This window comes from Kitasatospora sp. NPDC088351 (assembly GCF_040685575.1).
Classification (GTDB): domain Bacteria; phylum Actinomycetota; class Actinomycetes; order Streptomycetales; family Streptomycetaceae; genus Kitasatospora.
Map to the genome: position 1 here is coordinate 53,864 of NZ_JBFBIL010000038.1, position 26,414 is coordinate 80,277.

15 protein-coding genes and 1 pseudogene are annotated in these 26,414 nt (G+C 73.7%); 14 read left to right on the top strand and 2 right to left on the bottom strand.

Annotated features, from left to right (window positions below):
• Positions 1-69 precede the first annotated feature (69 nt).
• The 10 genes from gatB (at position 70) to AB0P06_RS24610 (ending at position 18,501) form a co-directional block, all read left to right on the top strand.
• Positions 70-1,581 (top strand): Asp-tRNA(Asn)/Glu-tRNA(Gln) amidotransferase subunit GatB, encoded by a 1,512-nt coding sequence (gatB, locus tag AB0P06_RS24565; protein ID WP_363610777.1) that lies wholly within the window; start codon positions 70-72, stop codon positions 1,579-1,581.
• A 290-nt stretch (positions 1,582-1,871) separates the two neighbouring features.
• Positions 1,872-2,030, top strand: coding sequence for a hypothetical protein (locus tag AB0P06_RS24570; protein ID WP_363610779.1), 159 nt, complete (start codon positions 1,872-1,874; stop codon positions 2,028-2,030).
• A 134-nt stretch (positions 2,031-2,164) separates the two neighbouring features.
• On the top strand, positions 2,165-5,203 hold the full coding sequence (locus AB0P06_RS24575; RefSeq protein ID WP_363610781.1) for an AAA family ATPase: 3,039 nt from the start codon (positions 2,165-2,167) through the stop codon (positions 5,201-5,203).
• A gap of 434 nt (positions 5,204-5,637) precedes the next feature.
• On the top strand, positions 5,638-8,598 hold the full coding sequence (locus AB0P06_RS24580; RefSeq protein ID WP_363610808.1) for an EAL domain-containing protein: 2,961 nt from the start codon (positions 5,638-5,640) through the stop codon (positions 8,596-8,598).
• 336 nt (positions 8,599-8,934) lie between these two features.
• Complete coding sequence (locus tag AB0P06_RS24585; RefSeq protein WP_363610783.1) at positions 8,935-10,788, top strand: acetolactate synthase large subunit; 1,854 nt, start codon at positions 8,935-8,937, stop codon at positions 10,786-10,788.
• 80 nt (positions 10,789-10,868) lie between these two features.
• Complete coding sequence (ilvN, locus tag AB0P06_RS24590; RefSeq protein WP_363610785.1) at positions 10,869-11,393, top strand: acetolactate synthase small subunit; 525 nt, start codon at positions 10,869-10,871, stop codon at positions 11,391-11,393.
• A 138-nt stretch (positions 11,394-11,531) separates the two neighbouring features.
• Positions 11,532-12,530, top strand: coding sequence for a ketol-acid reductoisomerase (ilvC, locus tag AB0P06_RS24595; protein WP_363610787.1), 999 nt, complete (start codon positions 11,532-11,534; stop codon positions 12,528-12,530).
• A gap of 230 nt (positions 12,531-12,760) precedes the next feature.
• Positions 12,761-14,362, top strand: coding sequence for a phosphoglycerate dehydrogenase (gene serA, locus AB0P06_RS24600; protein WP_363610789.1), 1,602 nt, complete (start codon positions 12,761-12,763; stop codon positions 14,360-14,362).
• A 295-nt stretch (positions 14,363-14,657) separates the two neighbouring features.
• On the top strand, positions 14,658-14,819 hold the full coding sequence (locus AB0P06_RS24605) for a hypothetical protein (RefSeq protein ID WP_363610791.1): 162 nt from the start codon (positions 14,658-14,660) through the stop codon (positions 14,817-14,819).
• A gap of 277 nt (positions 14,820-15,096) precedes the next feature.
• A complete protein-coding gene (locus tag AB0P06_RS24610; RefSeq protein WP_363610793.1) occupies positions 15,097-18,501 on the top strand; it encodes a S8 family serine peptidase in 3,405 nt (1,134 codons plus the stop codon).
• 11 nt (positions 18,502-18,512) lie between these two features.
• Here the strand turns inward: AB0P06_RS24610 and AB0P06_RS24615 are convergent, their stop codons facing one another.
• Complete coding sequence (locus tag AB0P06_RS24615; RefSeq protein WP_363610795.1) at positions 18,513-21,008, bottom strand: YfhO family protein; 2,496 nt, start codon at positions 21,006-21,008, stop codon at positions 18,513-18,515.
• Between the two features lie 166 nt (positions 21,009-21,174).
• Between AB0P06_RS24615 and AB0P06_RS24620 the strand changes: the two genes are divergently transcribed.
• The 4 genes from AB0P06_RS24620 to cimA all read left to right on the top strand — a co-directional run bounded on the left by AB0P06_RS24620 (position 21,175) and on the right by cimA (position 26,212).
• Positions 21,175-21,795, top strand: coding sequence for a Uma2 family endonuclease (locus tag AB0P06_RS24620; protein WP_363610797.1), 621 nt, complete (start codon positions 21,175-21,177; stop codon positions 21,793-21,795).
• Between the two features lie 9 nt (positions 21,796-21,804).
• Positions 21,805-22,842, top strand: coding sequence for a 3-isopropylmalate dehydrogenase (locus tag AB0P06_RS24625; protein WP_363610799.1), 1,038 nt, complete (start codon positions 21,805-21,807; stop codon positions 22,840-22,842).
• Between the two features lie 272 nt (positions 22,843-23,114).
• A complete protein-coding gene (locus AB0P06_RS24630) occupies positions 23,115-24,227 on the top strand; it encodes a branched-chain amino acid aminotransferase (RefSeq protein ID WP_363610801.1) in 1,113 nt (370 codons plus the stop codon).
• A 377-nt stretch (positions 24,228-24,604) separates the two neighbouring features.
• The gene (gene cimA / locus AB0P06_RS24635) at positions 24,605-26,212 is read left to right on the top strand and encodes a citramalate synthase (protein WP_363610803.1); all 1,608 of its coding nucleotides are present in this window, start codon (positions 24,605-24,607) and stop codon (positions 26,210-26,212) included.
• A gap of 100 nt (positions 26,213-26,312) precedes the next feature.
• Here cimA and AB0P06_RS24640 read toward each other — a convergent pair.
• Positions 26,313-26,414: pseudogene (locus tag AB0P06_RS24640) on the bottom strand (ATP-binding protein); the annotation flags it as partial.

The following is a 26,414-nucleotide window of genomic DNA, read 5'->3' on the forward strand; positions in this document are numbered from 1 at the left end:
CCCGGCCCGGCCCCGCGCGAGCGGCGGCCGGGCCCGTACCTCCCGAAGACTTTTAGCGAAGGGGACGCTGTGAGCGTCAAGAACCTGGTCTCCTACGAGGACGCTCTCGCGTCGTACGACCCGGTGATGGGCCTTGAGGTCCACGTCGAGCTGGGCACCAAGACCAAGATGTTCTGCGGTTGCTCGACCGAGCTGGGCGCCGAGCCGAACAGCCAGGTCTGCCCGACCTGTCTGGGCCTGCCGGGCTCGCTGCCGGTGGTCAACGCGATCGGCGTGGAGTCGGCCGTGAAGATCGGTCTGGCGCTGAACTGCGAGATCGCCGAGTGGTGCCGGTTCGCGCGGAAGAACTACTTCTACCCGGACATGCCGAAGAACTTCCAGACCTCGCAGTACGACGAGCCGATCGCCTTCAACGGCTACCTCGACGTGCAGCTGGAGGACGGCTCGACCTTCCGGGTGGAGATCGAGCGCGCCCACATGGAGGAGGACACCGGCAAGTCCAGCCACGTGGGCGGCGCCACCGGCCGGATCCACGGCGCCACGCACTCGCTGCTGGACTACAACCGGGCCGGCATCCCGCTGATCGAGATCGTCACCAAGCCGATCGAGGGCGCCGGCGAGCGGGCCCCCGAGGTCGCCAAGGCGTACGTCGCCGAACTGCGCGAGCTGATCAAGGCGCTGGGCGTCTCCGAGGCCCGGATGGACAAGGGCCAGATGCGCTGCGACGTCAACCTGTCGCTCCGCCCCAACGGCACCGAGACCTTCGGCACCCGCTCGGAGACCAAGAACGTCAACTCGCTGCGCAGCGTCGAGCGGGCCGCCCGGTTCGAGATCCAGCGGCACGCCACCGTGCTCATCGACGGCGGCACCATCATCCAGGAGACCCGGCACTTCCACGAGGAGGACGGCAGCACCACCTCCGGCCGGATCAAGGACAACGCCGAGGACTACCGCTACTTCCCCGAGCCGGACCTCGTCCCGATCGCGCCCTCCCGCGCGTGGGTGGAGGAGCTGCGGGCCGGGCTGCCGGAGCTGCCGCGGGTGCGCCGGGCCCGGCTGCAGGCCGAGTGGGGCCTGTCCGACAAGGACATGCAGTCGGTGCTGAACGCCGGTGCGGTCGAGCCGATCCTGGAGACCATCGCCGCGGGCGCCCCGGCCGACCAGGCCCGCAAGTGGTGGATGGGCGAGCTGGCCCGTCGCGCCAACGAGACCGGCACCGACCTGAGCGAGCAGCCGATCACCCCGGCGCAGGTCGCCCGGGTCGCCGCGCTGGTCGCCGAGGGCAAGCTGAACGACAAGCTGGCCCGCCAGGTCATCGAGGCCGTGCTGGCCGGCGAGGGCGAGCCGGACGAGGTCGTGGCGAAGCGCGGCCTGGCCGTCGTCTCGGACGACTCCGCGCTCGGTGCCGCCGTCGACCAGGCCATCGCCGAGAACGAGGCGATCGCCGCCAAGATCCGTGACGGCAAGGTCGCCGCGGTCGGCGCCCTGGTCGGCGCGGTCATGAAGGCCACCCGGGGCCAGGCCGACGCGGCGCGCGTCAAGGATCTGATCCTGGAGCGGCTTGCCGTGGAAGGACAGTAGGCGCAGTCTGGAGCGGCCGGGCGCTGCCTAAGCGGCGGCCGAGGCTCCTAAGGCCCGCGCTAAGGCCCGCCCAGGCCCGCCGAGCGCGGCCGGCTGAGCACCGAGGCCCGGATCCGCCCCCTTACCGGGGTGGATCCGGGCCTTCGCCGTTCCCCGGCCGGTCCGGCTAAGGCCCGGGCGGGCCGGAAGATGCGGCAGGCTGCCGATGCGGCACACCCCCCTTGCGGAGGAGGCTCATTCCAGATCGAGCGGATCGATCGGACCGAGAAGCAACCACGAGGGGAACCACCGTGATCGAGTACGAGCTCATCCAGCAGCAGGTGCGCGAGCTCCACGCCCGCGCCGACCGGCAGCGGCTGGTCCGCGAGGCGCGGAACGCCCGGCGGGCCCAGAGCCGGCTGGTCGCCACCCGTGCCGAGCGGCGCGCCACGCGCCTGCGCGAGTGCTGACGGACCGGCACCGGGGCGGTGCCGAGGTGAGCCGGGAAGGGGAGGTGCCGCAGGACGGCGCCTCCCCTTCCGGGCGTCCGGAGGGCGGGATAACCGCTCGGCCCGGTCAGGCGGCCTGTGGCATGCTCGCCTCCATGCAGCAGATATCGGTGAGTCCCGTCTTCGTCGGCCGCGGCACCGAGATCACCGCACTGACGGACGCGCTGCGACGGGCCGGGTCGGGGCACCCGCAGGCGGTGCTGATCGGCGGCGAGGCCGGCGTGGGCAAGACCCGGCTGCTGGAGGAGTTCCTGGCGCGGGCCTGCGGCACCGGGGGAGTGGTGACCACCGTCGGCGGCTGCCTGGAGGTCGGCGCCGAGGGCCTGCCGTACGCGCCGCTGGCCACCGCGCTGCGCCGGCTGCACCGCAGCCTCGGACCCGAACTGGAGGCCGCCGCGGCCGGCAGCGAGGGCCATCTCGCCCGCCTGCTGCCCGAGTTCGGCGAGGCCGACGGCGAACCGAACGACGAGTACGGCCGGGCCCGGCTGTTCGAGCACACCGCGAGGCTGTTCGAACGGCTCGGCACGGACCGTACCCTCGTCCTCGCCGTCGAGGACCTGCACTGGTCCGACCGCTCCACCCGGGAGCTGTTCGCCTACCTGGTCCGCACCCTGCACCGGGTCCGGGTCCTGCTGATCGCCACCTACCGCACCGACGACCTGCACCGCCGCCACCCGTTGCGGCCCTTCCTCGCCGAGCTCGAACGGCTGCGCACCGTCCAGCGTCTGGAGCTGGAGCGGTTCGGGCCGGGGGAGGTGGCCGCGCAGCTGGCCGGCATCCTCGGCACCGCCGTCCCCGACCGGCAGCTCGTCGACCGCATCCACCGCCGCTCCGAGGGCAACCCCTTCTTCGTCGAGGAGCTCGCCACCGCCCTCCACGACGGCTGCCGGGCCGGGCTCACCGACTCGCTGCGGGACATCCTGCTGGTCCGGGTCGAGGCGCTGGACGAGGAGACCCAGCGCGTCCTGCGGATCGCCGCCGAGGGCGGCTCGACGGTCGAACACGCGCTGCTCGCCGCCGTCCTGGAGGACGAGGAGGCGCTGATCGAGTCGCTGCGGACCGCCGTCGGCGCCAGCATCCTGCGCCCCGACCCGGACGGGGACGGCTACCGCTTCCGGCACGCGCTGGTCCGCGAGGCGGTCTCGGACGACCTGCTGCCCGGCGAGCGGCACCGGATCAACCGCCGCTTCGCGACCGTCCTGGAGGAACAGCCGCAGCTGGTCGGCGCGGACGTCCGCCCGGCCCGGCTGGCCAACTACTGGTACCACGCGCACGATCCGGCCCGCGCCCTGCCGACCGCCCTGGACGCCGCCCGGGAGGCCCGCCGGCGCAACGCCTTCGCCGAGCAGCTGGGCATGCTGGAGCGTGCCCTGGAGCTGTGGGACCACGTCTCCGAGGAGGTGCTGGCACACACCCTGCGCCCCTACGACTGGGCCGAGACCTACCCGCCGTGCGCCTGCGCGGCCGGCGCCCACGACCCGGGCTGCGACCGGCTCCAGTTGATCGACGTGCTGGCCGAGGCGGTGGTCGCGGCCCGCCGCAGCGGGGACCGCGAACGCGGGCTGAGCTTCGCCCGGCGGGCGCTCAAGATGGTCGACGAGCGGGAGAACCCGGCCCGGGCGGCCTGGTTCCGGATCAACCGGGCCCGGATGCTCGGCCATCTGCGCCGCTCCGGCGACGAGGAGGAGATCGCCCACGCGCACCGGCTGGTCGAGCACCTGCCGCCGTCCGCCGTGCAGGCCGAGGTGTTCGCGCTCGGCGCCGGCGCCGCGATGCTCAAGAACCCCGGGTACGAGCAGGTCGAACTCGCCGAGCGGGCCGTCCTGATCGCCGGTGAGGTCGGCGCGCACGCCGTCGAGCAGCACGCCAGGATGACGCTCGGCTATCTGCGCAACGACCTCGGCGCCGACCCGGAGACCGCCCTCGCCGAGCTGACCGCCGCGGTGGAGGCCACCCGGCCGCTCGGTGTGCCGGACGTGCTGCTGCGCGGCCTCAACAACCTGGCCAGCATGCTGCGCGGGCTGGGCCGGGCGGAGGAGGCGGTGGCGGTGGCCCGGGAGGGGCTGGAGTACGCGGACGGCAACGGACTGGTGCGCAACATCGGCACCATCCTGACCGGCAACCTCGCCGAGGCGCTGATGGACCTCGGGCGGATCGAGGAGGTCACCCGGGTGCTCGCCGACGGCGACCTGACCAGCCCGACCGGCACCCATGCCGAGTTCCTGGACCGGATGCGCGGTGAACTCGCCATGCTCCGCGGCGACCTGGCCGAGGCGGCGGAGATGCTGGCGCAGGCCAGGACGGCCAACCGGATCGGCCAGGTCCAGCACTCCGTGCCGATCAGCCAGCTGGCGGTGCGGATCGCCGCGCGGAGCGGGCGCCCGATGGAGGCCAGGGCCGAACTTCTCGCCGTGCTGGAGGGCGAACTGCCGCGCGGCTACGAGTCGGACCTCCTGCCGCTGCTGGTGGACGGGGCAGGGGTGGAGGCGGACACCCGGGGCCTGCCGGAGGCCGGCCCGGACCGTGCGCGGGTGCTGGCCCTGATCGCCGCCACCGCGGCCGGGCTGGTCCCCAAGGCGCCGCTGCACCACGGCTGGGCCAGGCTGCTGGAGGGCGAACTGGCCCGTGCCGAGGGGGCCGACACCCCGGCGCACTGGGCGGCCGCCGTCGAGGCGCTGCGGCCGACCGGCCTGCCGTACCCGCTGGCGCTCGCGCTGCTGCGGGCCGGCGAGGCCGAGGTGCTGGCCGGGCGCCGTGAGGCCGCCGCCGAACTCCTGCGCGAGGCACGGGAGCTGGCCGGGGCCCGGTCCGACCGGCCCCTGCTGGCGGAGATCGCCGGCCTGGCCGACCGGGCCGGACTGGTCCTCACCACGTGCCCGGCGGGGCGGGCGAAGACACCGCTCCCCGGTGACTCCTTCGGCCTCACCCCCCGTGAGCGGGACGTGCTCCGATTGCTCGCGCAGGGTCGCACCAACCGGCAGATCGCCGAGGTTCTGTACATCTCGCCGAAGACCGCGAGCGTGCACGTCTCCAACATCCTCGGCAAGCTGGCGGTGGCCGGCCGGGGCGAGGCCGCCGCGCTGGCGCACCGGTTGCGGCTCTTTCCGGACGAGCCGGTCCCGGCCGGCCGCTGATCCACGCACCGCCCGGCGCCGTCGGGGCACCGGCCTGGCCCGGCCCGATGATCGCCGGGCGCTGCCGCGTGCTCCCGTGCGCGCCGCGTGTGCCCCCTCCCGCGCGCCGCCGCCAACCGGGCCGATCCGGCGGAATCGGGTGCATTTCCCTACCCCCCGGCCATTACTCTAAGTTGAGTGTGCGTGTCATTGAGTGACCGAAGTGGTGTAGGGTCCCGATCGGGAACATCGGTGCGGTGCGGCGACCGGAAGGCAGTCCACCCCCTGGGCCACCGCCCTGACGGGGCGCCAGGTCACCGCGTACGGCCACCAGGTGCGCGGCCGGTGGCCCGTGGCCGGGGCGCCAGGCCCCGGGCCGGAGGGGGAGAGGCCGAGTGAGCTCCACCGATGCGGTGCTGCCCGGAGCCGGACGGCCGGGCGCACCGGACGCCGACATGTCCGCGACCGACCGGCGCGGCCCGGTCTGCCGGCTGCTGTCCAGCCGGCGATTGCCCGGCGTCGTCCTCGCCGTGCTCTGCCTGGCCTACACGCTGGGCGCGTCCCTCGGCTGGGGATCCAGCCAACTCGCGGTCTTCATGGGTGACTTCGGGCTGGCGGCGGCGGCCCTCGCGGCCGCGCTGTCCTGTCTCGCGTACGGCTGCACGGTCGGCGGGCACGCCCGCCCGGCCTGGCTGCTGTTCGGACTCTCCTCGCTCATGGTCTCGTTCGGCAACGGCACCTGGGGCTGGTACGAGCTGGTGGACCGTACCCGGCCGCCGCAGGAGTCGCCCGCCGAGTACGCCTTCCTGCTGTTCGCCCCGCTCGCCATCACCGGCGTGCTGGTGCTCGCCCAGCGTCCGCGCAACGCCGCCGGCTGGCTCTGCCTGCTGCTGGACGGCTGGCTGGTGGCCGGCTCGCTGTTCACCCTCAGCTGGAGCCTGGCGCTCGGGCGGATCGCCGCCGGGGAGGACGGCTCCCCGCTGCGCCTCGCCCTCAACCTGGCCTACCCGGTGCTGGACATCCTGCTGGTCAGCCTGGTGGTCGGACTGCGGTTCGGCGGCCGCGACGGCAACCGGGCCGCGGTGCACACCGCGATGGTGGGCCTGGCCGTCACGGTGCTCTGCGACGCCCTGTTCACCTCGCCCGAGCTGCGCAACAGCTACCACTCGGGCGAGCTGCTGGACGCCGGCTGGTTCGCCGGCAGCCTGCTGCTGGCCTGGGCGCCGTGGTCGCCGCGCTGGAGCCGTCCGATGCGCGAGCACCCCTCGGCGGGCGGCCTGCCGCGCCGCCGGGTGGCCACCACGTTCAGCGCGCTCACCCCGTACGCGGCGGCCGCGGTCTGCACCGCCGGGATCCTCTACAACGCCCTCGGCGGGCGGCCGTTGGACCGGGTGGTGGCGGCGGCCGCCTGCACCGTCGGCCTGGCGCTGATCCTGCGGCAGGGCGTGATGCTGCTGGACAACCTCTCGCTGGCGCAGGAACTCGCCCACAAGGAGGCGCACTTCCGCTCCCTGGTGCAGGGCTCCAGCGACGTCATCATGATCGCCGGCGCGAACGGCGTGCTCTCCTACGTCTCCCCGGCCGCGCTCGGCGTCTACGGGCGGGACCCGGGGGAGCTGGTCGGCGGGAACCTGCTCGACCTGGTCCACCCGGAGGACGTGGACCGGGTGCTGCTGGAGGTCCGCCGCTTCCTGGCCCGGGTCCGGCTCGCGGCCCACCGCTCCCCGGGCGCCGCCGAGCCGTCCGCCCGGGTGGAGTGCCGGATCAGCGCGGGCGCCGGCGAGTGGCTGCACGTCGAGTCGACCGTCAACCGCTACCGCGACGGCCTGATCCTCAACAGCCGGGACGTCACCGAACGGGTGATACTGCAGGCCCAGTTGCAGCACAACGCGTTCCACGACCCGCTCACCGACCTGCCCAACCGGGCGCTCTTCGCCCAGCGGCTGCGGGCCGCGCTCGGCGCCCGCGGCCCGCAGGGCTCGGGCGGCGCCGGGATCGCGGTGCTCTTCCTCGACCTGGACGGCTTCAAGGCGGTCAACGACAGCGCCGGCCACCAGGTCGGCGACGAATTGCTGGTGCAGGCCGCCCGGCGGCTCCAGGGCGCGGTGCGCTGCGGGGACACCGTCGCCCGGTTCGGCGGGGACGAGTTCGCCGCGCTGGTCTGCGGCCCGCTCGGCCGGCTCCAGGTGCAGGAACTCGCCGAGCGGCTGCGGACGGCGCTCTCCGAGCCGTACTGGATCGGCGGCGCCGAACTCGGCGTCGCCGCCAGCATCGGCATCGCCTTCGGCACCCCCGAGCGCGGCCAGGCCGTCGACCCCAGGGCGGCCGCCGACGAGCTGATGCGCAACGCCGACCTCGCGATGTACCGGGCCAAGTCCGAGGGCAAGGGCCGGGTGGTGCTCTACAACCCGGCCATGCGCGCCGACCTGGAGCGCCGTACCGACCTGGAGGAGCGGCTGCGGATCGCCGTCCGGGAGGGCGGGTTCACGCTGCTGCACCAGCCGGTGGTCGACCTGGTCAGCGGCGCCGTCACCACCGTCGAGGCGCAGGTCCGCTGGCGCTCGGCGCAGGGGCTGCTGCTCACCCCCGCCGAGTTCCTGCGCTCCGCCGACCACGGCGAAGCGGCCGGCCGGTTCTCCCGCTGGCTGGTCCACGAGGCGGTGGCGGCCGCGGCGGCGCGGCGCGGACTGCCGGCCAGGGTGCGTTCGGCGCCCGTCCCGGTGCCGGTCTCGGTCCGGCTCTCCGCCGAGCGGCTCTGCTCGCCCGGCATGTACGAGGCGGTGGCCGCGGCGCTGCGCGACAGCGGGCTGCCGGCCGGCCAACTGGTGGTCGAGGTGGCCCGGATGGGCCCGGACTCGCTGGCCGACGACCTCGGCCGCCGGCTCGCCGCCCTGCGCCGGCTCGGCGTCTCCACCGCGCTGGCCGGCTTCGGCACCGGCGACGGCTCGCTCGGGGCACTGGCCCGGCTGCCCTTCGACGGCCTCAAGCTGGACCGCACCCTCGTCCAGGAGGTGGCGGAGCCCGGGCTCGGCCGGACGCTGGCCGGACACGCGCTGCGGCTCGGCCGCGACCTCGGCCTGGTGACCGCCGCCGAGGGGGTGGACCTGCCCCGCCAGGTGACCGCGCTGCAGGAGCTGGGCTGCCGGCGGGGCCAGGGTTCGGCCTTCACCCCGCCGCTGGAGGAGGCCCGGCTGCGGCGGGCGCTGGCCCGCCGGGTCTACCCGCTGCCGAGACCGCTCGGCTCGCTCTCGGCACGGCGCGCGTACCTGATCACGGACACCCGTACGAGTGGCCGGGGGGAGGGCGGTCCGGGGCGTGTCGTACATCACCACAGCGGCTCCGACCTGCCCGAACACCAGACCGCGGCCGGTCCGGGGCGCGGTCCGCATGGCGAGACTGTCATCCCACCTGCTTGACAGTCGGCCCCGCTCGGGAGGAAGGTCGTTGCCATGCGCACCCGAATTCTCGTACTTGGCGGGCGCGTCGGCTGAGCGGGCTCACACGCCCTGCTTGTGACAGACCGACGCGCCACCCCTCGCATGCCTGCCCGGGCACGAGGGGTTTTTTGTTGCACTGACGCTGTTCCACCACCGCAAGACCCCTGGCCCCAGCCGCCCGGCAGTCCCGATAAAAAGGGAAAAGTCGGACGATTGAGGCAGAGCCGGCGATCGGCCCGGAACCGGGACCCCACCCTCGACACCGCGGGGCCCGCAACCACCCGGGCCGGCGAAGAACCGAGAAGAGACAGGCAGATGACTGAGCACGCCGCATCCCCCCGCCGCGGGGACACCCCGGCCGCCCACGCTCCCGCTCCCCAGCACGTCGTCGAGACCATGACCGGCGCCCAGTCGCTCATCCGCTCGCTGGAGGCCGTGGGCGCGGACACCGTCTTCGGCATCCCGGGCGGGGCCATCCTTCCCGCGTACGACCCGCTGATGGACTCGGCCAAGGTGCGCCACATCCTGGTCCGCCACGAGCAGGGCGCCGGCCACGCCGCCACCGGGTACGCCCAGGCCACCGGCAAGGTGGGCGTCTGCATGGCCACCTCGGGCCCGGGCGCCACCAACCTGGTGACCCCGATCGCCGACGCCTACATGGACTCGGTGGCGATGGTCGCGATCACCGGCCAGGTCTCCTCCAAGGCGATCGGCACCGACGCCTTCCAGGAGGCGGACATCTGCGGCATCACCATGCCGATCACCAAGCACAACTTCCTGGTCACCGACCCCGCCGAGATCCCCCGGGTGATCGCCGAGGCGTTCCACATCGCCGCCACCGGCCGCCCCGGCCCGGTCCTGGTCGACATCGCCAAGGACGCGCTGCAGGCCACCACCACCTTCCGCTGGCCGCCCGAGACCTCGCTGCCGGGCTACCGCCCGGTCACCAAGCCGCACGCCAAGCAGATCCGCGAGGCCGCGAAGATGCTGGTGAGCGCCAAGCGCCCGGTGCTGTACGTCGGCGGCGGCGTGCTCAAGGCGCACGCCACGGCCGAGCTGCGGATCCTCGCCGAGCTGACCGGCGCACCGGTCGTCACCACCCTGATGGCGCTCGGCGCCTTCCCCGACAGCCACCCGCAGCACCTGGGCATGCCCGGCATGCACGGCTCCGTCCCGGCGGTCACCGCGCTGCAGAAGGCCGACCTGCTGTTCACCCTCGGCGCCCGCTTCGACGACCGTGTCACCGGCAAGCTGGACAGCTTCGCCCCGTACGCCAAGGTCGTCCACGCCGACATCGACCCGGCCGAGATCGGCAAGAACCGCCCGGCCGACGTGCCGATCGTCGGCGACGCCCGCGAGGTGCTGGCCGATCTGATCGTCGCCGTCCAGGCCGAGTTCGACGCCGGCCACAAGGGCGACTACACGGACTGGTGGGTCAAGCTCAACGAGTGGAAGAAGACCTACCCGCTGGGCTACGAGGCGGCCCCGGGCGGGCAGTTGTCCCCGCAGCAGGTGATCGAGCGGATCGGCCGGCTGGTCGGCCCGGACGCGATCTACGCGGCGGGCGTCGGCCAGCACCAGATGTGGAGCTCGCAGTTCATCCAGTTCGAGAAGCCGGCCACCTGGCTGAACTCGGGCGGCGCGGGCACCATGGGCTACGCCGTGCCGGCCGCGATGGGCGCCAAGGCGGGCCGTCCGGACGTCGCGGTCTGGGCGATCGACGGCGACGGCTGCTTCCAGATGACCAACCAGGAGCTGGTCACCTGCGCGCTGAACGACATCCCGATCAAGGTCGCGGTCATCAACAACGGCTCGCTGGGCATGGTCCGGCAGTGGCAGACCCTCTTCTACAACCAGCGCTACTCCAACACCGTGCTGCACTCCGGCCCCGAGCACGACGGCATCGAGCCGCCGGCACAGGGCACCCGGATCCCCGACTTCGTGCTGCTCTCCGAGGCGATGGGCTGCGTCGGCCTGCGCTGCGAGCGCCCGGAGGACCTGGACGCGGTGATCAAGCAGGCGATGGAGATCAACGACCGCCCGGTGGTCATCGACTTCATCGTCCACCAGGACGCCATGGTCTGGCCGATGGTCGCGGCCGGCACCAGCAACGACGAGATCCAGTTCGCCAAGGGCGTCCGGCCCGACTTCGGCGACGACCTCGACTGAGGCCCGTCCGTTGCCCACCGCCACCCCTCCCACGACCGGCTGCGCCGGGCCCCTCCTAACGACCTAGGAAACAGAGACACATGTCCAAGCACACCCTCTCCGTCCTGGTCGAGAACAAGCCCGGCGTGCTCGCCCGCATCGCCGCCCTGTTCTCCCGTCGGGGCTTCAACATCGACTCCCTCGCCGTCGGCCCGACCGAGCACCCGGACATCTCCCGGATGACCATCGTGGTCAACGTCGAGGACCTCCCGCTGGAACAGGTCACCAAGCAGCTCAACAAGCTCGTGAACGTGATAAAGATCGTCGAACTCGACCAGTCCGCTGCGATCCAGCGGGAACTGGTCCTGGTGAAGGTCCGGGCCGACAACGAGACCCGGTCGCAGATCGTCGAGATCGTCCAGCTGTTCCGCGCCAAGACGGTCGACGTGTCCCCCGACGCGGTGACCGTCGAGGCCACCGGCAGCTCGGACAAGCTGGAGGCCATGCTCCGGATGCTGGAGCCGTACGGCATCAAGGAGCTGGTCCAGTCCGGCCTGGTCGCCATCGGGCGGGGCGCCCGCTCGATCACCGACCGTTCGCTGCGCGCTCTCGACCGCAGCGCCTGAGCGCCCACCGCCGTCCCTCCCCGGGACGCGCCACGCGCTGTCTCACCCCCTGAAGCACTGCCCCACACCCCCGCCGGGTCCACGTACGGTAGGAACCGCAGTACCCGGCAAGACCATCACGCAAGGAGATGTGCCCCCGTGGCCGAGCTGTTCTACGAAGACGACGCCGACCTGTCCATCATCCAGGGCCGCAAGGTCGCGGTCATCGGCTACGGCAGCCAGGGCCACGCCCACGCGCTGTCCCTGCGCGACTCGGGTGCGGACGTCCGGGTCGGCCTGAAGGCGGACTCCAAGTCCCGCGCCAAGGCGGAGGAGGCCGGCCTGCGCGTCGTCACCCCGGCCGAGGCGGCGGCCGAGGCCGACGTCATCATGATCCTGGTGCCGGACCCGATCCAGGCCGACGTCTACGCCGAGTCCATCGCGCCGAACCTGAAGGCCGGCGACGCGCTGTTCTTCGGCCACGGCCTGAACATCCGCTACGGCTTCATCAAGCCCCCGGCCGATGTCGACGTCTGCATGGTCGCCCCGAAGGGCCCGGGCCACCTGGTCCGCCGCCAGTACGAGGAGGGCCGCGGCGTCCCCGCGATCGTCGCGGTCGAGCAGGACGCCTCCGGCAAGGCCCTCGACCTGGCGCTGTCCTACGCCAAGGGCATCGGTGCCACCAAGGCCGGCGTCATCAAGACCACCTTCACCGAGGAGACCGAGACCGACCTGTTCGGTGAGCAGGCCGTCCTCTGCGGTGGCACCGCCGCCCTGGTGAAGGCCGGTTTCGAGACCCTGGTCGAGGCCGGCTACCAGCCGGAGATCGCCTACTTCGAGTGCCTGCACGAGCTGAAGCTCATCGTCGACCTGATGTACGAGGGCGGGCTGGAGAAGATGCGCTGGTCGGTCTCCGAGACCGCCGAGTGGGGCGACTACGTCACCGGCCCCCGCATCATCACCGACGCCACCAAGGCCGAGATGCGGAAGGTCCTCGCCGAGATCCAGGACGGCACCTTCGCCAACACCTGGATCGCCGAGTACAAGGCCGGTCTGCCCAAGTACAACGAGTACAAGAAGGCCGACGAGGACCACCTGCTGGAGACCACCGGCAAGAAGCTGCGCAAGCTGATGAGCTGGGTCAAGGAAGAGGCCTGAGCCCTTCCGGGGCCACGCCTCATTTTGTAACCCCCTTGTACAAGTAGGCTGCTCTCGTCCGGGTGATTTCGCCGGACGGGAGCAGCCTCGCACCCAGCCCGTCGATACACTTCCGAGTGCGCGTCAGGCCCACAGCGTCGTGCGTCTACCTACGCGGCATGCCACCTTCCCCCCGACGGTCACGCCACCTACGTGCCGGGGAGAACCGGACAGTTAAGGACAACACTGTCGTGAGCACTGCGACCACTGTGAAATCTGCCGTCGTTCTGATCGCCGAAGAGCTGTCGCCCGCCACCGTCGACGCCCTCGGCCCCGACTTCGAGATCCGTCACTGCAACGGCGCCGACCGCACCGAACTGCTGACCGCGATCGCCGATGTGGACGCCATCCTGATCCGCTCCGCCACCAAGGTGGACGCGGAGGCGCTGGCCGCCGCCCGCAAGCTGAAGGTGGTCGCCCGGGCCGGCGTCGGCCTCGACAACGTGGACGTCTCCGCCGCCACCAAGGCCGGCGTGATGGTCGTCAACGCGCCGACCTCCAACATCGTCACCGCCGCCGAGCTGGCCTGCGGCCTGCTGATCTCGGTCGCCCGCAACATCGCGCCGGCCAACGCCGCGCTCAAGCAGGGCGAGTGGAAGCGCAACAAGTACACCGGCGTCGAGCTGAGCGAGAAGGTCCTCGGCGTCGTCGGCCTCGGCCGGATCGGCGTGCTGGTCGCCCAGCGGATGTCCGCGTTCGGCATGAAGATCGTCGCGTACGACCCCTACATCCAGGCCGCCCGCGCCGCGCAGATGGGCGTCAAGCTCGTCACGCTGGAGGAGCTGCTGGAGATCTCGGACTTCATCACCGTCCACCTCCCGAAGACCCCCGAGACCATCGGCCTGATCGGCGACGAGGCGCTGCACAAGGTCAAGCCGACCGTGCGCATCGTCAACGCCGCCCGCGGCGGCATCGTGGACGAGGCGGCGCTGGCCGACGCCCTGCGCGACGGCCGGGTGGCCGGCGCCGGCCTGGACGTCTACGCCAAGGAGCCGTGCACCGACTCGCCGCTGTTCGCCTTCGACAACGTGGTCGCCACCCCGCACCTGGGCGCCTCCACCGACGAGGCGCAGGAGAAGGCCGGTATCGCGGTCGCCAGGTCCGTCCGTCTGGCGCTGGCCGGCGAGCTGGTCCCGGACGCGGTCAACGTCCAGGGCGGCGTGATCGCCGAGGACGTCCGTCCGGGTCTGCCGCTGGCCGAGAAGCTGGGCCGGATCTTCACCGCGCTGGCCGGCGAGGTGGCCGTCCGCCTCGACGTCGAGGTCCGTGGCGAGATCACCCAGCACGACGTCAAGGTGCTCGAACTGTCCGCCCTGAAGGGCGTGTTCGAGGACGTGGTGGCGGAGACGGTGTCCTACGTCAACGCCCCCCTGTTCGCCCAGGAGCGCGGTGTCGAGGTACGCCTGACCACCTCCAGCGAGAGCCTTGAGCACCGCAATGTGATCACCGTCCGGGGCACCCTGGCCGACGGCACCGAGATCGCCATCTCCGGCACCCTGGCCGGCCCGAAGCAGACCCAGAAGATCGTCGGCGTGGACGCCTTCGACGTCGATGTGGCGCTCACCGACCACATGGCGTTCTTCAAGTACGAGGACCGCCCCGGTGTGGTCGGCGTCCTCGGCCGCCACCTCGGCGACGCCGGCATCAACATCGCCGGCATGCAGGTCGCCCGGGACGGCAGCGGCGCGCTCGCCTCCATCACGGTGGACACCCAGATCCCGCAGGAGGTGCTGTCTGCGATCGCCGCCGAGATCGGGGCCCGCTTCGCCCGCTCGGTCGACCTGGGCGCCTGATTCCCGTCGCTCCGCAGGGCCCGGACCGCCTCCCCGGCGGTCCGGGCCCTGCTGCGTCCGGCGGCGTGGGCGCTCCGGGTGACGCCCGTCTCAGATACTAGGAAATCCAAGTATTCGTGCAGACACGGCCCGGTCGGGGCCGTACCGTGAAAGGGCCAGACGGTGTGCCGCCCCTGTAGCCAGGGTGCGCGGCCCGTGTGCGCCCGTACGCCCGACGGGCAGGCGATCCCTGCTCCGCGTACCACCCTCCCCACCCTCTGCGCCCGCCTGTGCGCATCGCATCAAGGAGCCCGGTATGCCCCCCGCCGCAGACCGTCACACCACTCCCGCCCCCGCCGCCACGGCCGCCCGCGCCCCGCGCCGCCGCCGTGCGGCCGAGCGCAACCCCTTCGCCGCCGCCGCCCTCCAGCGCGCGCTGGACCGTCGCGACAACGGCGGCGTGACCGGGCACCTCTGACCGGATCCGCCGGTCGGGTGCCGCCTGCCGGATCCCCCGGTCGGGCGCCGGCAGGGCCTTTCGGCGGAGTCGGTGATAATCGGCCGATTACCTCGGACGGGCTGACGTCGCATCACCCAGTAGAGTGCAAGTGGCCGCCGTTCGAGGGAAGTTGCTCGCACTCCCCGGCGCGATCATCCTAATTTGGGGCCCCCGGAAGGGTGATCGACGTCCGCACCGGCGGGCGTCAGCGACACGGTGTGCGGATCAGCCCCCCCTTACCGGGGGAGAGGGTCCTGTGCGTCAGCCACCCGTCCACCGTCCGCTCACCAGGATCGGCCTCGCCCTGGCGCTGCTGGCCGGGCCGGTCGTGCTCACCGCCGCCGCCCCGGCGGCCTGGCAGTCGGAGGCCCAGGGGCCGCCGCCCGGCGCGGCCGCGGCCGCCCACCCGCCGTCCGGGCAGCCGGTCTCGGTGCTGCTCGAACTCGCCACCGAGGCCGCCGGTCCCGCCTGGCGGCGCGCCGCCGCCGACGCCCGGCGGGCCCAGCGCGCCCCGGAGGAGATCCGCCGCGAGGCCGCCCGGGCCGGCGCCGAGCGGCGGACCGCCGCCTCCGGCGCGCTCGACGGGCTGGCCGGGGCCGTCCGCGGCGCGGTGCCCACCGCCCGCGAGCTCTACCGCACCCGCACCCTGCTCACCGGCCTCGCCGTCACCGTGCCCGCCGACCGGCTGCCCGCCCTGCGCACGCTGCCGGGCGTGCGGGCCGTCCACCCGATCACGCGCAAGCAGCGGGACAACGCGTACTCCGTCCCGCTCACCGGCGCCCCGCGGCTCTGGGCCGGTCCGTCCGGCGACGCGGTCGACGGCAACACCGGCCAGGGCGTGCGGATCGGCATCATCGACAGCGGCATCGACTACACCCACGCGGACTTCGGCGGCCCCGGCACCGAGGAGGCGTTCCGGTCGGTGGACGGCGCCACGACCGCGCCCGCCGGGCTCTTCCCCAACGCCAAGGTGGTCGGCGGCCACGACCTGGTCGGCGACGACTACGACCCGGACCCGTCCTCCCCGCACTACCAGCCCGTCCCGCACCCGGACGACAACCCGATCGACTGCCTCCGGCACGGCCACGGCACCCATGTCGCCGGTACCGCCGCCGGTCTCGGTGTCACCGCCGACGGGCAGCCCTACCGCGGCCCGTACCGGCCCGGCCTGGACCCGGCGGACTTCAAGGTCGGCCCCGGCGCCGCGCCCGGCGCGCAGCTGTACGCGCTCCGGGTCTTCGGCTGCGAAGGCTCCACCGACCAGCTCGCCCAGGCGCTCGACATCGCCGCCGACCCGGACGGCGACGGCGACCTCGGCGACCGCCTCGACGTCGTCAACCTCTCGCTCGGCAGCCGGTTCGGCGCCACCGACGACGCCGACGCCGTCGCCGCCGACCGCCTCGCCGAACTGGGCACCGTGGTGGTCGCGGCCGCGGGCAACGAAGGGGACGTCTACGGCATCGGCGGCAGCCCGGGCACCGCCGCCCGGGCCGTCACCGTCGCCGCCTCCGTCGATCCGCACAGCGACGCCGACGGCATCACCGTGCTCGCCCCGGAGCCGCTCGCCGCCGTCGTCCCGGCCCACTGGAGCGCCCGCTACCAGGGCTGGTCCACCGCCGACGTCAGCGGCCGACTCGCCCTGCCCGTCGACCAGCCGGACGGCTGCACGGCCTTCGGCGAGGCCGACCGGCAGCGGCTGGCGGGGAAGATCGCCGTCCTCGTCTGGCACACCCGCGAGTCCGAACGGGCCTGCGGCTCCGCCCCGCGCGCCGACCACGCCGCCGACGCCGGAGCGATCGGCGCGCTGCTCGCCGCCGACGACGACCACCTCGCCGAGATCTCCGGCAACGACCGCGTCCCGGTCGCGCTGCTCGCCCGTGAGGACGGCGAACGGCTGCGGCAGGGCGCGGCCGCCGGCCCGGTCGACGTCCGGCTGGCCGAGCCGGGCGGCCGGCTGCACGGCACGGTCTCCCCGGACCAGCCGCGGCGCACCGACACCCTCACCGACTTCACCTCGCGCGGCATCGGCGTGCCCGGCGTGGTCAAGCCGGACCTCGCCGCCCCCGGCGAGACCATCTGGTCCGCGCTGGTCGGCAGCGGCAGCGGCGGCCAGCGCGAGGACGGCACCTCGATGGCCACCCCGCACGTGGCCGGCCTCGCCGCGCTGGTCCGCGCCGCCCACCCGGACTGGACGGCCGAGCAGGTCAAGGCCGCGCTGATGAACACCGCCGGGGACACCTGGCTCGGCGACGACCACGGCGGCCCGGTCTACGGGCCCGAACGCACCGGCGCCGGACGGGCCCAGGTGGACCGCGCCGTCCGCACCCCCGCCGTCGCCTACGCCGCCGGAGAGGGCGCGGCGGAGGGCGGCGTCGGCGTCTCCTTCGGCCCGGTGGACGTCGGCGGGCCGTTCTCCGCCACCCGCGAGATCGAGGTCCGGAACCTGTCCGACACGACCGTGGTCTACCGCACCGGCTACGCGGCCGCCACCGAACTCCCCGGCGCCCGGTTCGACGTGGCGCCCGCCCAGGTGGCGGTGGTCGCCGGGGGCACCGCGCGGGTCCGGGTCACCCTGGTCGTGCCCGGGCGGCTCGGTCGCACCCCCGACCCGACCATCGACACCCTGCAGGGCGGCCGGGCCCGCAGCTACCGGGGCGAGCTCTCCGGCCGGGTGCTGCTCACCCCCGTCTCGGACCGTGCCCTGCCCGGGCTGCGGGTGCCCGTCCTCGCCGCCCCGCGCCCCGTCTCCGAGCTGAGCGCGGCGGCGCCGGTGCTGCCCACCCCCTCGGGCGCGCTGGTCCTCCTCGGCGGCACCGCGGCGCCGGGGGAGCAGCCCGGCCTGGTCAGCGGCTTCGCGCTCGGCGGGGAGGCCCCCCGCTGGGTGGACTGCCCGCCGGACAGCGGTGCCGCCGTCGGGCCGGGCGCGGGCATCGTGCCGCAGGACGGCACCGGCGGGGCGGGCGCCCCGGAGGACATCTGCGTCGAACGCCCCGGCGACCGGGCCGCCAACCTGCGGGCGGCCGGCGCCGCCTCGGACGCCCCGGCCGCCGGCGGCGACCCGCTCGCCGAGGGCACCCTCTACCTGGGCGCCCAGCTCTGGGCGCCCGCCGCCACCCCCGTCGGCGTCTTCGCCGTCCGGGCCTCGCTGGACACCGACGGGGACGGTGAGACCGATGTCATCGTCAAGGCCGACCGGCTGCCCGGCAGCGACGTCCTGGTGGCCCGCGCGCTCGACGCCAGGACCGGCGCCGAACTGGACGTCCAGCCGCTCAACGCCCGCTGGGGCGACAGCGACACCGCGCTGCTGGACAGCGACGCGCTGGTGCTGCCGGTGCGGCTGAGCGCCCTGCCCGGCCTGACGGCGGACCACAGCACCATCCGCTACGGCCTCTGGACCGGCCCCGCCGGCGGTCGGCCCCACCCGGAGGAGGCCTTCTCCGCCATCGGCCTGAGCGGCACCCGCCCGACCCTCGCCGTCGACGTGCTGCACCCGGCCGTCGAGGTCCGGGCCGGCCTCGGCGGACCGGCCGCGGTGGCGTCCGCCGTGCCGCCGGGCGGCGCCCTGGAGGTTCGCCGGGCCGACGGCGACGCGTCCCGTCTGCTGCTGCTCCACCACTTCAACCGGGACGGCCGGCGGGGCGAGATCGTCACCCTGCCCTGAGCCCGGGGGCGTCAGCGCGGTGCCGCGGCCGCCCGGCGGACCCGGCGGGGCGGCCGGGTGGGGCGGTGGCGGAGCCGGCCGAAGACGGCGGCCAGCGCCGTGACCGCCGCGGCGGCCGAGGCGACCGTCAGCCCCTCGGTGAGGCCGGGCGGACGGAAGACGCAGCCGATCCGGTCGGCGCCGCCGCCGAGCGGGACGCCGATCATGCCCAGCACCGGCCGGGGCGGCGCGTACGGCCCGCCGCCGGCCGCGCAGGTCCAGCCCTCGGTGGCCGGGACGGAGAGTATCGCGGTGCCCGTGCTGCCCGGCGGCAGGGCGGCCGTGACGGTGTGCCCGCCGACCGCCACCCGGGTGGCGCCGGTCGTGGCGATCCGCGCCAGCGCCGCCTCCAGGGCGCCGGGCCGCAGGCAGCCGATCGGCCGGGCCGGGACCTGGGTGACGGCGTCCGCCCGCAGCACCACCCGGACCCGGCCGTCGGCGGGCACCGGCCCCAGCGGATGGACCGGGACGGCCGTGGCGGGCTGCTCGCCCTCGCTGCGGTAGGTGGTGCCGAGACCGCTCACCGTGCCGTTGAACCAGACCCCGTGGAAGTACGCCGTACCGCCCGGCGTACAGCCCGCCGTGAAGACGGTGCCCTCCGTGCCCGCCGGGGTGGCGGGGACGGACCAGCCGCTGGTGCCGTGCAGGGCCGGCACCGGGCCGCCGTCCGGGGCGGGCTCGGGGGCGTCCCACACCCGGCTGCCGAGCAGCGACTCCTGCCGGGACCAGACCGAGGAGATGTCCGCCGCCGCGTCCGCCGGGACCACGGTGACCAGCGGCGGGGCGGCGGCCCGGCCGACCGTGAAACCGTCCGGCGGCGGCCCGTCGGCGAGGTACGTCCGCACCGCGAACAGGGCCCGCCCGACCGGGTCGGTGACGCTGCCGGTCCGCCTGCCGCCGGCCGTCCACCCGGCGCCGAGGTCGTGCAGCAGCAGCGCGGTGACGGTCGGCAGGTAGCCGCTGGAGTAGCCGCCGCCCTGGCCGTCCAGCAGCAGCGGGTCGTTCGGGGTGAAGGCGTGCGGGCCGGGGTCGCCGCGGCCGGCGGGCCAGTCGGCGGCCTGCCGCAGCGCCGCGTACCCGGCCCGGACGGGCGCCCCGGCGGCGGTGCCCGGCGCGGTGGCGCCCAGCGCCGCGTACGCCGACCAGACCGCGCCGCCGAGCACCGCGCAGGCCAGGGCCGCCGTCGCGACGGCGCCCGCCCGCCGGTCGGTGCGCCGGTGCTCCAGCGTCCACAGCGCGGCGAGCAGGACGGCGCCGCCCACGGCGAGCAGCACCCAGGTGGACGCCGGGACGGACTTCCGGGCCGCCGCGAGACCGGCCACCAGCGCCACCAGCGCGGCGCCGCCGAGCAGCGTGAGCAGGTCGGGCCGGTGCGCCAGTGAGACCCAGCCGGCCATCACCAGCAGACCGCTGAGCACGAACGCCACCCGGTACGGGCCGCCGGCCGGGATCGCCAGGCCGTGCCAGACCAGCACGGTGGGCGTCCAGACGAAGCTGAGCACCACCAGCGCCAGCAGCCCGGACCAGACGAGCCTGGTCCGGGCCCGCACCCGCCGGTTGAACGGCAGCCCGGCCACCAGCAGCAGGCCCAGCAGGCCGATCGCGACGTCCGGCAGCGGCCGGCCGGTGCGGGTGCCGGGCAGCAGCTGCGCCAGGTGCCCGCCGAGCCCGGACGGCCCGACCGGCCGCGCCGGGGACTCCGGCTGGGCGGCCTGCGCGGCCCGGACGGCGACGAACAGCACCGGCCCGGCCAGCAGCACCCCGGTGGCGGCCATGGTCACGGCCCGCCCGGTCACCCGGACCACGGTCCTGAACGGCCGCCGGACGGCCAGCAGCCGGACCGTCAGCACCAGGCCGGCCATGATCGTGGCCATCGCGGCGGTGTAGAGGTTGCCCACCCAGGCGAGCGCGACGCAGAGGGTGCCGGCCGCCCAGCGGCGCTCGTGCAGACACCAGTCCCCGGCCAGGCAGAGCAGCGGCAGCGAGACCAGGCCCCAGAGCCACATCGGCGCCGCCCCGCCGACGCCCAGCACCCAGGCGCAGAGCCCGTACCCGACGGCGGCCAGGGCCCGCAGCCGGCGCGGTCCTGGGTACAGCCGGCCGAGGACGTGGGCCATCAGCGCGGTGCCGAGGCCGATGCTGAGCAGGGTGGTCAGGAAGACCGCGAGCGGCCCCTGGTCGCGCGGCAGCAGGACGGCGAGCCAGGAGAACGGGTTCATCAGGTAGGCGAAGAAGTCGGCCAGGAACGGTGCCCCGTACCCGCTGTTCCAGTTGAACAGCAGGTCCCCGGCGCCCCGTCCGTGGACCAGGTCCCAGAGCCGGGCGTGGAACGGCACCGCCACCTCGGCGGCCCCGGCCGGCCACGCCCCGCGCAGCGCCGCCGCCACCGCGTACCCGCCCATGGCCAGCCCCGCCGCGCCCCCGCAGGCCAGCGCCTCCCGCCCTCGGCGTCCGCCGGTTTCGACCACGCTGCTGTGTCCCGTTCTCCGAGGATCTCCGGACCGGATCCCCGCGAGCATAAGCGTGCCCCCCGCGCGAATTGAGGCTCACGCGCTCCCTCGTCGGAGTGGCGTGCGGACAGGACCTGCCGAGTAGCCTGGGAGCAGCCGCCAGGACGCCCGTATGGGAGGAACCATGAGCGTCGCGCCGTACCCCGACTGGCTTCGCCCCCCGGTCGGCGGGTACACCGCCGAGGACCTCGACCGGCTGCCGGATCTCCCGCCGCACACCGAACTGCTCGACGGGAGCCTGATCTTCGTGAGTCCGCGGACCAAGTTCCACATGCGGATGCTCCGCGCGCTGGAACGGGCCCTTGAGGACGCCGCCCCCGACGGGTGGGAGGTCTGGCGCGAGATGACGGTCAAGCTGAACAAGCGGAACCGGCCCGAGCCGGACCTGCTGGTGGTCGACGAGCGCTCCGACACGGGGCTGAAGCAGACCTTCTGCCTCGGCGAGGACGTTCTGCTCGCCGTCGAGGTGGTCTCCGAGGAGTTCCAGGCACGCGACCGGGAGATCAAGCCGCGCAAATACGCCGCCGCCGGCATCCGGTACTTCTGGCGGGTCGAGAGTGACGAAGGCCGACCTGTCGTCTACACGTACGAAAGGGACCCGGCCACGCGCGCCTACGTCCCGACCGGGATCTTCCATGACCGGCTCGTCACCGAGTACCCGTTCCCGGTCGACATCGTGCTGCCCGGATCCGCCTCGCGTCCGGATAGTGGACACAGGATGTCAGCTTCTGGGACACCGGAGTAGGGTCCGAGCATGTCTCGCACCATTCGTCTCGCAGTTGTCCCCGGTGATGGCATCGGCCAGGAAGTGGTGGCCGAAGGCCTCAAGGTCCTGATCGCCGCGCTGCCCGCCGACGTGAAGCTGGAGACCACCGAGTACGACCTCGGCGCCCGGCGCTACCACCGCACCGGTGAGACGCTGCCGGACAGCGTGCTGGAGGAGCTTAAGGGCCACGACGCGATCCTGCTCGGCGCCATCGGCGACCCGAGCGTGCCGTCGGGCGTGCTGGAGCGCGGGCTGCTGCTCAAGCTGCGCTTCGCCTTCGACCACCACATCAACCTGCGCCCCGGCCGGCTCTTCCCGGGCGTGAAGTCGCCGCTGGCCGGCGAGCCGGACATCGACTTCGTGGTCGTCCGCGAGGGCACCGAGGGCCCGTACGTCGGCAACGGCGGCACGCTGCGCACCGGTACCGCGCAGGAGGTGGCCACCGAGGTCAGCCTGAACACCGCGTTCGGCATCGAGCGCGTGGTCCGCGACGCGTACCGCCGGGCCCAGGCCCGCCCGCGCAAGAAGCTCACCCTGGTCCACAAGAACAACGTGCTGGTGCACGCCGGCCACCTCTGGACCCGGATCTTCGAGCAGGTCGGCCGGGAGTTCCCCGAGGTCACCACCGACTACCTGCACGTCGACGCGGCGACCATCTTCTTCGTCACCCAGCCCGAGCGGTTCGACGTCATCGTCACCGACAACCTGTTCGGCGACATCCTGACCGACCTGGCCGCCGCCGTCACCGGTGGCATCGGCCTGGCCGCCAGCGGCAACATCAACCCCAGCGGGGACTTCCCGTCGATGTTCGAGCCCGTGCACGGCTCGGCGCCGGACATCGCGGGCCAGGGCAAGGCCGACCCGACCGCCACCGTCCTGTCGGTCGCCATGCTGCTGGACCACCTGGGCCTGGCCGCCGAGGCCGCCCGGGTCGAGGCCGCGGTCGCCGCGGACCTGGCCGAGCGCACCGGGACCCGTACGACGTCCCAGGTCGGCGACGCGCTCGCCGGGCGAGTATCCGGCTAGCGGGCCGGATCCGACTGGAGGTGTTCCGGCTAGCGGGCCGGATCCGACTGGAGGTGTTCCGGCTAGCGGGCCGGATCCGACTGAAGGTGTTCCGGCTGACGGGCCGGATCACATAACCGCAGCTTGCGGCTCCCCAAGGAGCCTGTGGCTGTTCGGCACGGCCCTCTGGATGCGAGTATCGACAGTGGGCCGTGCCGTCGTGCGTTCGTTCGCCGAAACGTTCACCCGACGGAGGCGGCCCGGACAAACCCCACGGTGAAGGACACACAGCCATGAGCACGCCCACCCAGGCGCCCATCACGTTCGACCTCAAGCCCTCCGCCCACCCGCTGTCCGACGCGGAGCGCGAGGCCCGGCTGGCCAGTCCAGGCTTCGGGCGCGTCTTCACCGACCACATGGTGACCATCCGCTGGACCGAGGGTCTGGGCTGGCACGACGCCCAGCTGGCGCCGTACGCGCCGCTGGAGGTCGACCCGGCGAACATGACGCTCCACTACGGCCAGTCGATCTTCGAGGGTCTCAAGGCGTACCGCCAGGCCGACGGCTCGATCGCGACCTTCCGCCCGGAGGCCAACGCGGCCCGCTTCCAGGCCTCGGCCCGCCGGCTGGCGATGCCGGAGCTGCCGGTCGAGACCTTCGTCGAGGCGGTCGAGCTGCTGGTCCAGCAGGAGCAGGGCTGGGTCCCGAACCAGCCGGAGCAGAGCCTCTACCTGCGCCCCTTCATGTTCGCCACCGAGGTCGGCCTGGGTGTCCGTCCGGCCAACTCCTACCTCTTCATGATCATCGCCTCGCCGGCCGGCGCCTACTTCCCCGGCGGCATCAAGCCGGTCTCGGTCTGGCTCTCCGAGGAGTACGTCCGGGCCGCGCCCGGCGGCACCGGCGCCGCCAAGTGCGCCGGCAACTACGCCGCCTCGCTGATCGCCCAGGCGCAGGCCGCCGAGAAGGGCTGCGACCAGGTCGTCTGGCTCGACGCCGCCGAGCACCGGTGGATCGAGGAGATGGGCGGCATGAACCTGTACTTCGTCTTCGGCGAGGGCAGGGACGCCCGGATCGTCACCCCGGAGCTGTCCGGCGCGCTGCTGCCCGGCATCACCCGCGACTCGCTGCTCCAGCTCGCCGCCGACCTCGGCTACGCCGTCGAGGAGCGGAAGATCTCCACCGACGAGTGGAAGCAGGGCAACGCCGACGGCACCCTCACCGAGGTCTTCGCCTGCGGCACCGCCGCCGTCATCACCCCGGTCGGCTCGGTCAAGTCCGCCCGCGCCGACTGGACCGTGGGCACCGGTGAGCCCGGCCCGGTCACCATGGAGCTGCGCAAGGCCCTGCTCGCCGTCCAGGGCGGCCAGGCCCCCGACACCCACGGCTGGCTGCACAAGATCGTCTGACCTGACACCGCCTCCGGCCTGCGCCGTTTCGGATCGCGAGACGGCCGGGCCGGAGTGTGGATGATGTGCGAGACTGCGAGGGTGTCCTCGCTTTCGCTGATTATTAGCAGCAGGCGCGCCGGTCCGCAGTGACCGCTTCCGCACCACCCGATGCGGAGCGACCACCAGCGTCCAGACCCGCGCGCAGACCTCTCGCACCCGCGAGGGGTCTTTTTGTTTACCCCGGACCGGCCGGAGCCCCCACAAGGGGCCGAGAGACACCGGGTGCGCGCGGGATGCTGGACAGTGGAGCGTGGTCCGCCGGCAGGAGCCGGCGGCGATCGGACGCAGCCATCCCGGCAAGCAGTACGACCTCCCCGAACGGAGATTCCACGGCCATGACCGAGGCCAGCAGCCGCACCGACGACAGCTTCCACGTCTTCGACACCACCCTGCGCGACGGCGCGCAGCGCGAGGGCATCAACCTCACGGTGGCCGACAAGCTGACCATTGCCCGGCACCTGGACGACTTCGGAGTCGGCTTCATCGAGGGTGGCTGGCCCGGAGCCAACCCCCGGGACACCGAGTTCTTCGCCCGCGCCGCCGCCGAGCTGGACCTCAAGCACGCCCAGCTGGTCGCCTTCGGCGCCACCCGGCGGGCCGGCGGGAAGGCCGCCGAGGACCCGCAGCTGGCCGCCCTGGTCACCTCGGGCGCGCCGGTCGTCACCCTGGTCGCCAAGGCCCACGACCGGCACGTCGAGCTGGCGCTGCGCACCACGCTGGACGAGAACCTGGAGATGGTCCGGGACAGCGTCGCCCACCTGCGCGCCCAGGGCCGCCGGGTCTTCATCGACTGCGAGCACTTCTTCGACGGGTACAAGGCCAACCGCGAGTACGCCCTCGCGGTGGTCCGCGCCGCGCACGAGGCCGGCGCCGACGTCGTCGTGCTCTGCGACACCAACGGCGGGATGCTCCCGGCCGGCGTCCGGGACATCGTCGCGGACGTGCTGGCGCGGACCGGCGCCCGGCTCGGCATCCACGCCCAGGACGACACCGGCTGCGCCGTCGCCAACACCCTGGCCGCGGTGGACGCCGGCGCCACCCACGTCCAGTGCACCGCCAACGGCTACGGCGAGCGGGTCGGCAACGCCAACCTGTTCCCGGTGGTCGGGGCGCTGGAGATCAAGTACGACCGCCGGGTGCTGCCGCCCGGCAGCCTCGCCGAGATGACCCGGATCTCGCACGCCATCGCCGAGGTGGTCAACCTGACCCCCTCCACCCACCAGCCGTACGTCGGCTTCTCGGCCTTCGCCCACAAGGCCGGCCTGCACGCCTCCGCGATCAAGGTCGACCCGGACCTGTACCAGCACATCGACCCGCAGACGGTCGGCAACACCATGCGGATGCTGGTCTCCGACATGGCCGGCCGGGCCTCGGTGGAGCTCAAGGGCAAGGAGCTCGGCTACGACCTCTCCACCGACCGCGACCTGGCCGGCCGGGTGGTCGCCAAGGTCAAGGAGCAGGAGAACCTCGGCTACACCTACGAGTCCGCCGACGCCTCCTTCGAGCTGCTGCTCCGGGACGAGGTGCGCGGCAGCCGCGACCGCTTCTACACCCTGGAGTCCTGGCGGACCATCAGCGAGCAGGGCCCGGACGGCAAGCCGGGCAACGAGGCGACGGTGAAGCTCTGGGCCAAGGGCGAACGGAAGATCGCCACCGGTGAGGGCAACGGTCCGGTGGACGCGCTGGACAAGGCGCTGCGCGCCGCGCTGGAGGGGATCTACCCGCAGCTGGCCACGCTGGAGCTGGTGGACTACAAGGTCCGCATCCTGGAGGGCCAGCACGGCACCGGCTCGCAGACCCGCGTGCTGATCGAGTCCACCGACGGCACCTCCAGCTGGTCCACCGTCGGGGTGGCCGACAACGTGGTCGCGGCCTCCTGGCTGGCCCTGGAGGACGCCTACACCTACGGCCTGATCAGGTCCGGGCTGGAGCCCACCGAATAGCACCGGACCGACGAACAGCACCGGACCGAACAGGACCGGACCACGAAGCGGCCCACGGACCCCGAGGTCCGTGGGCCGCTTCGTCTCAGCGGACGCGCACTCACCGCAGGCGGGCGAGGAGGGCGTGTTCGACGAGGGTGATGAGGGCGCTTTTGGCGCTGTCGCGTCGTCGGGCGTCGAGGGTGATGACGGGGGTGTCGGG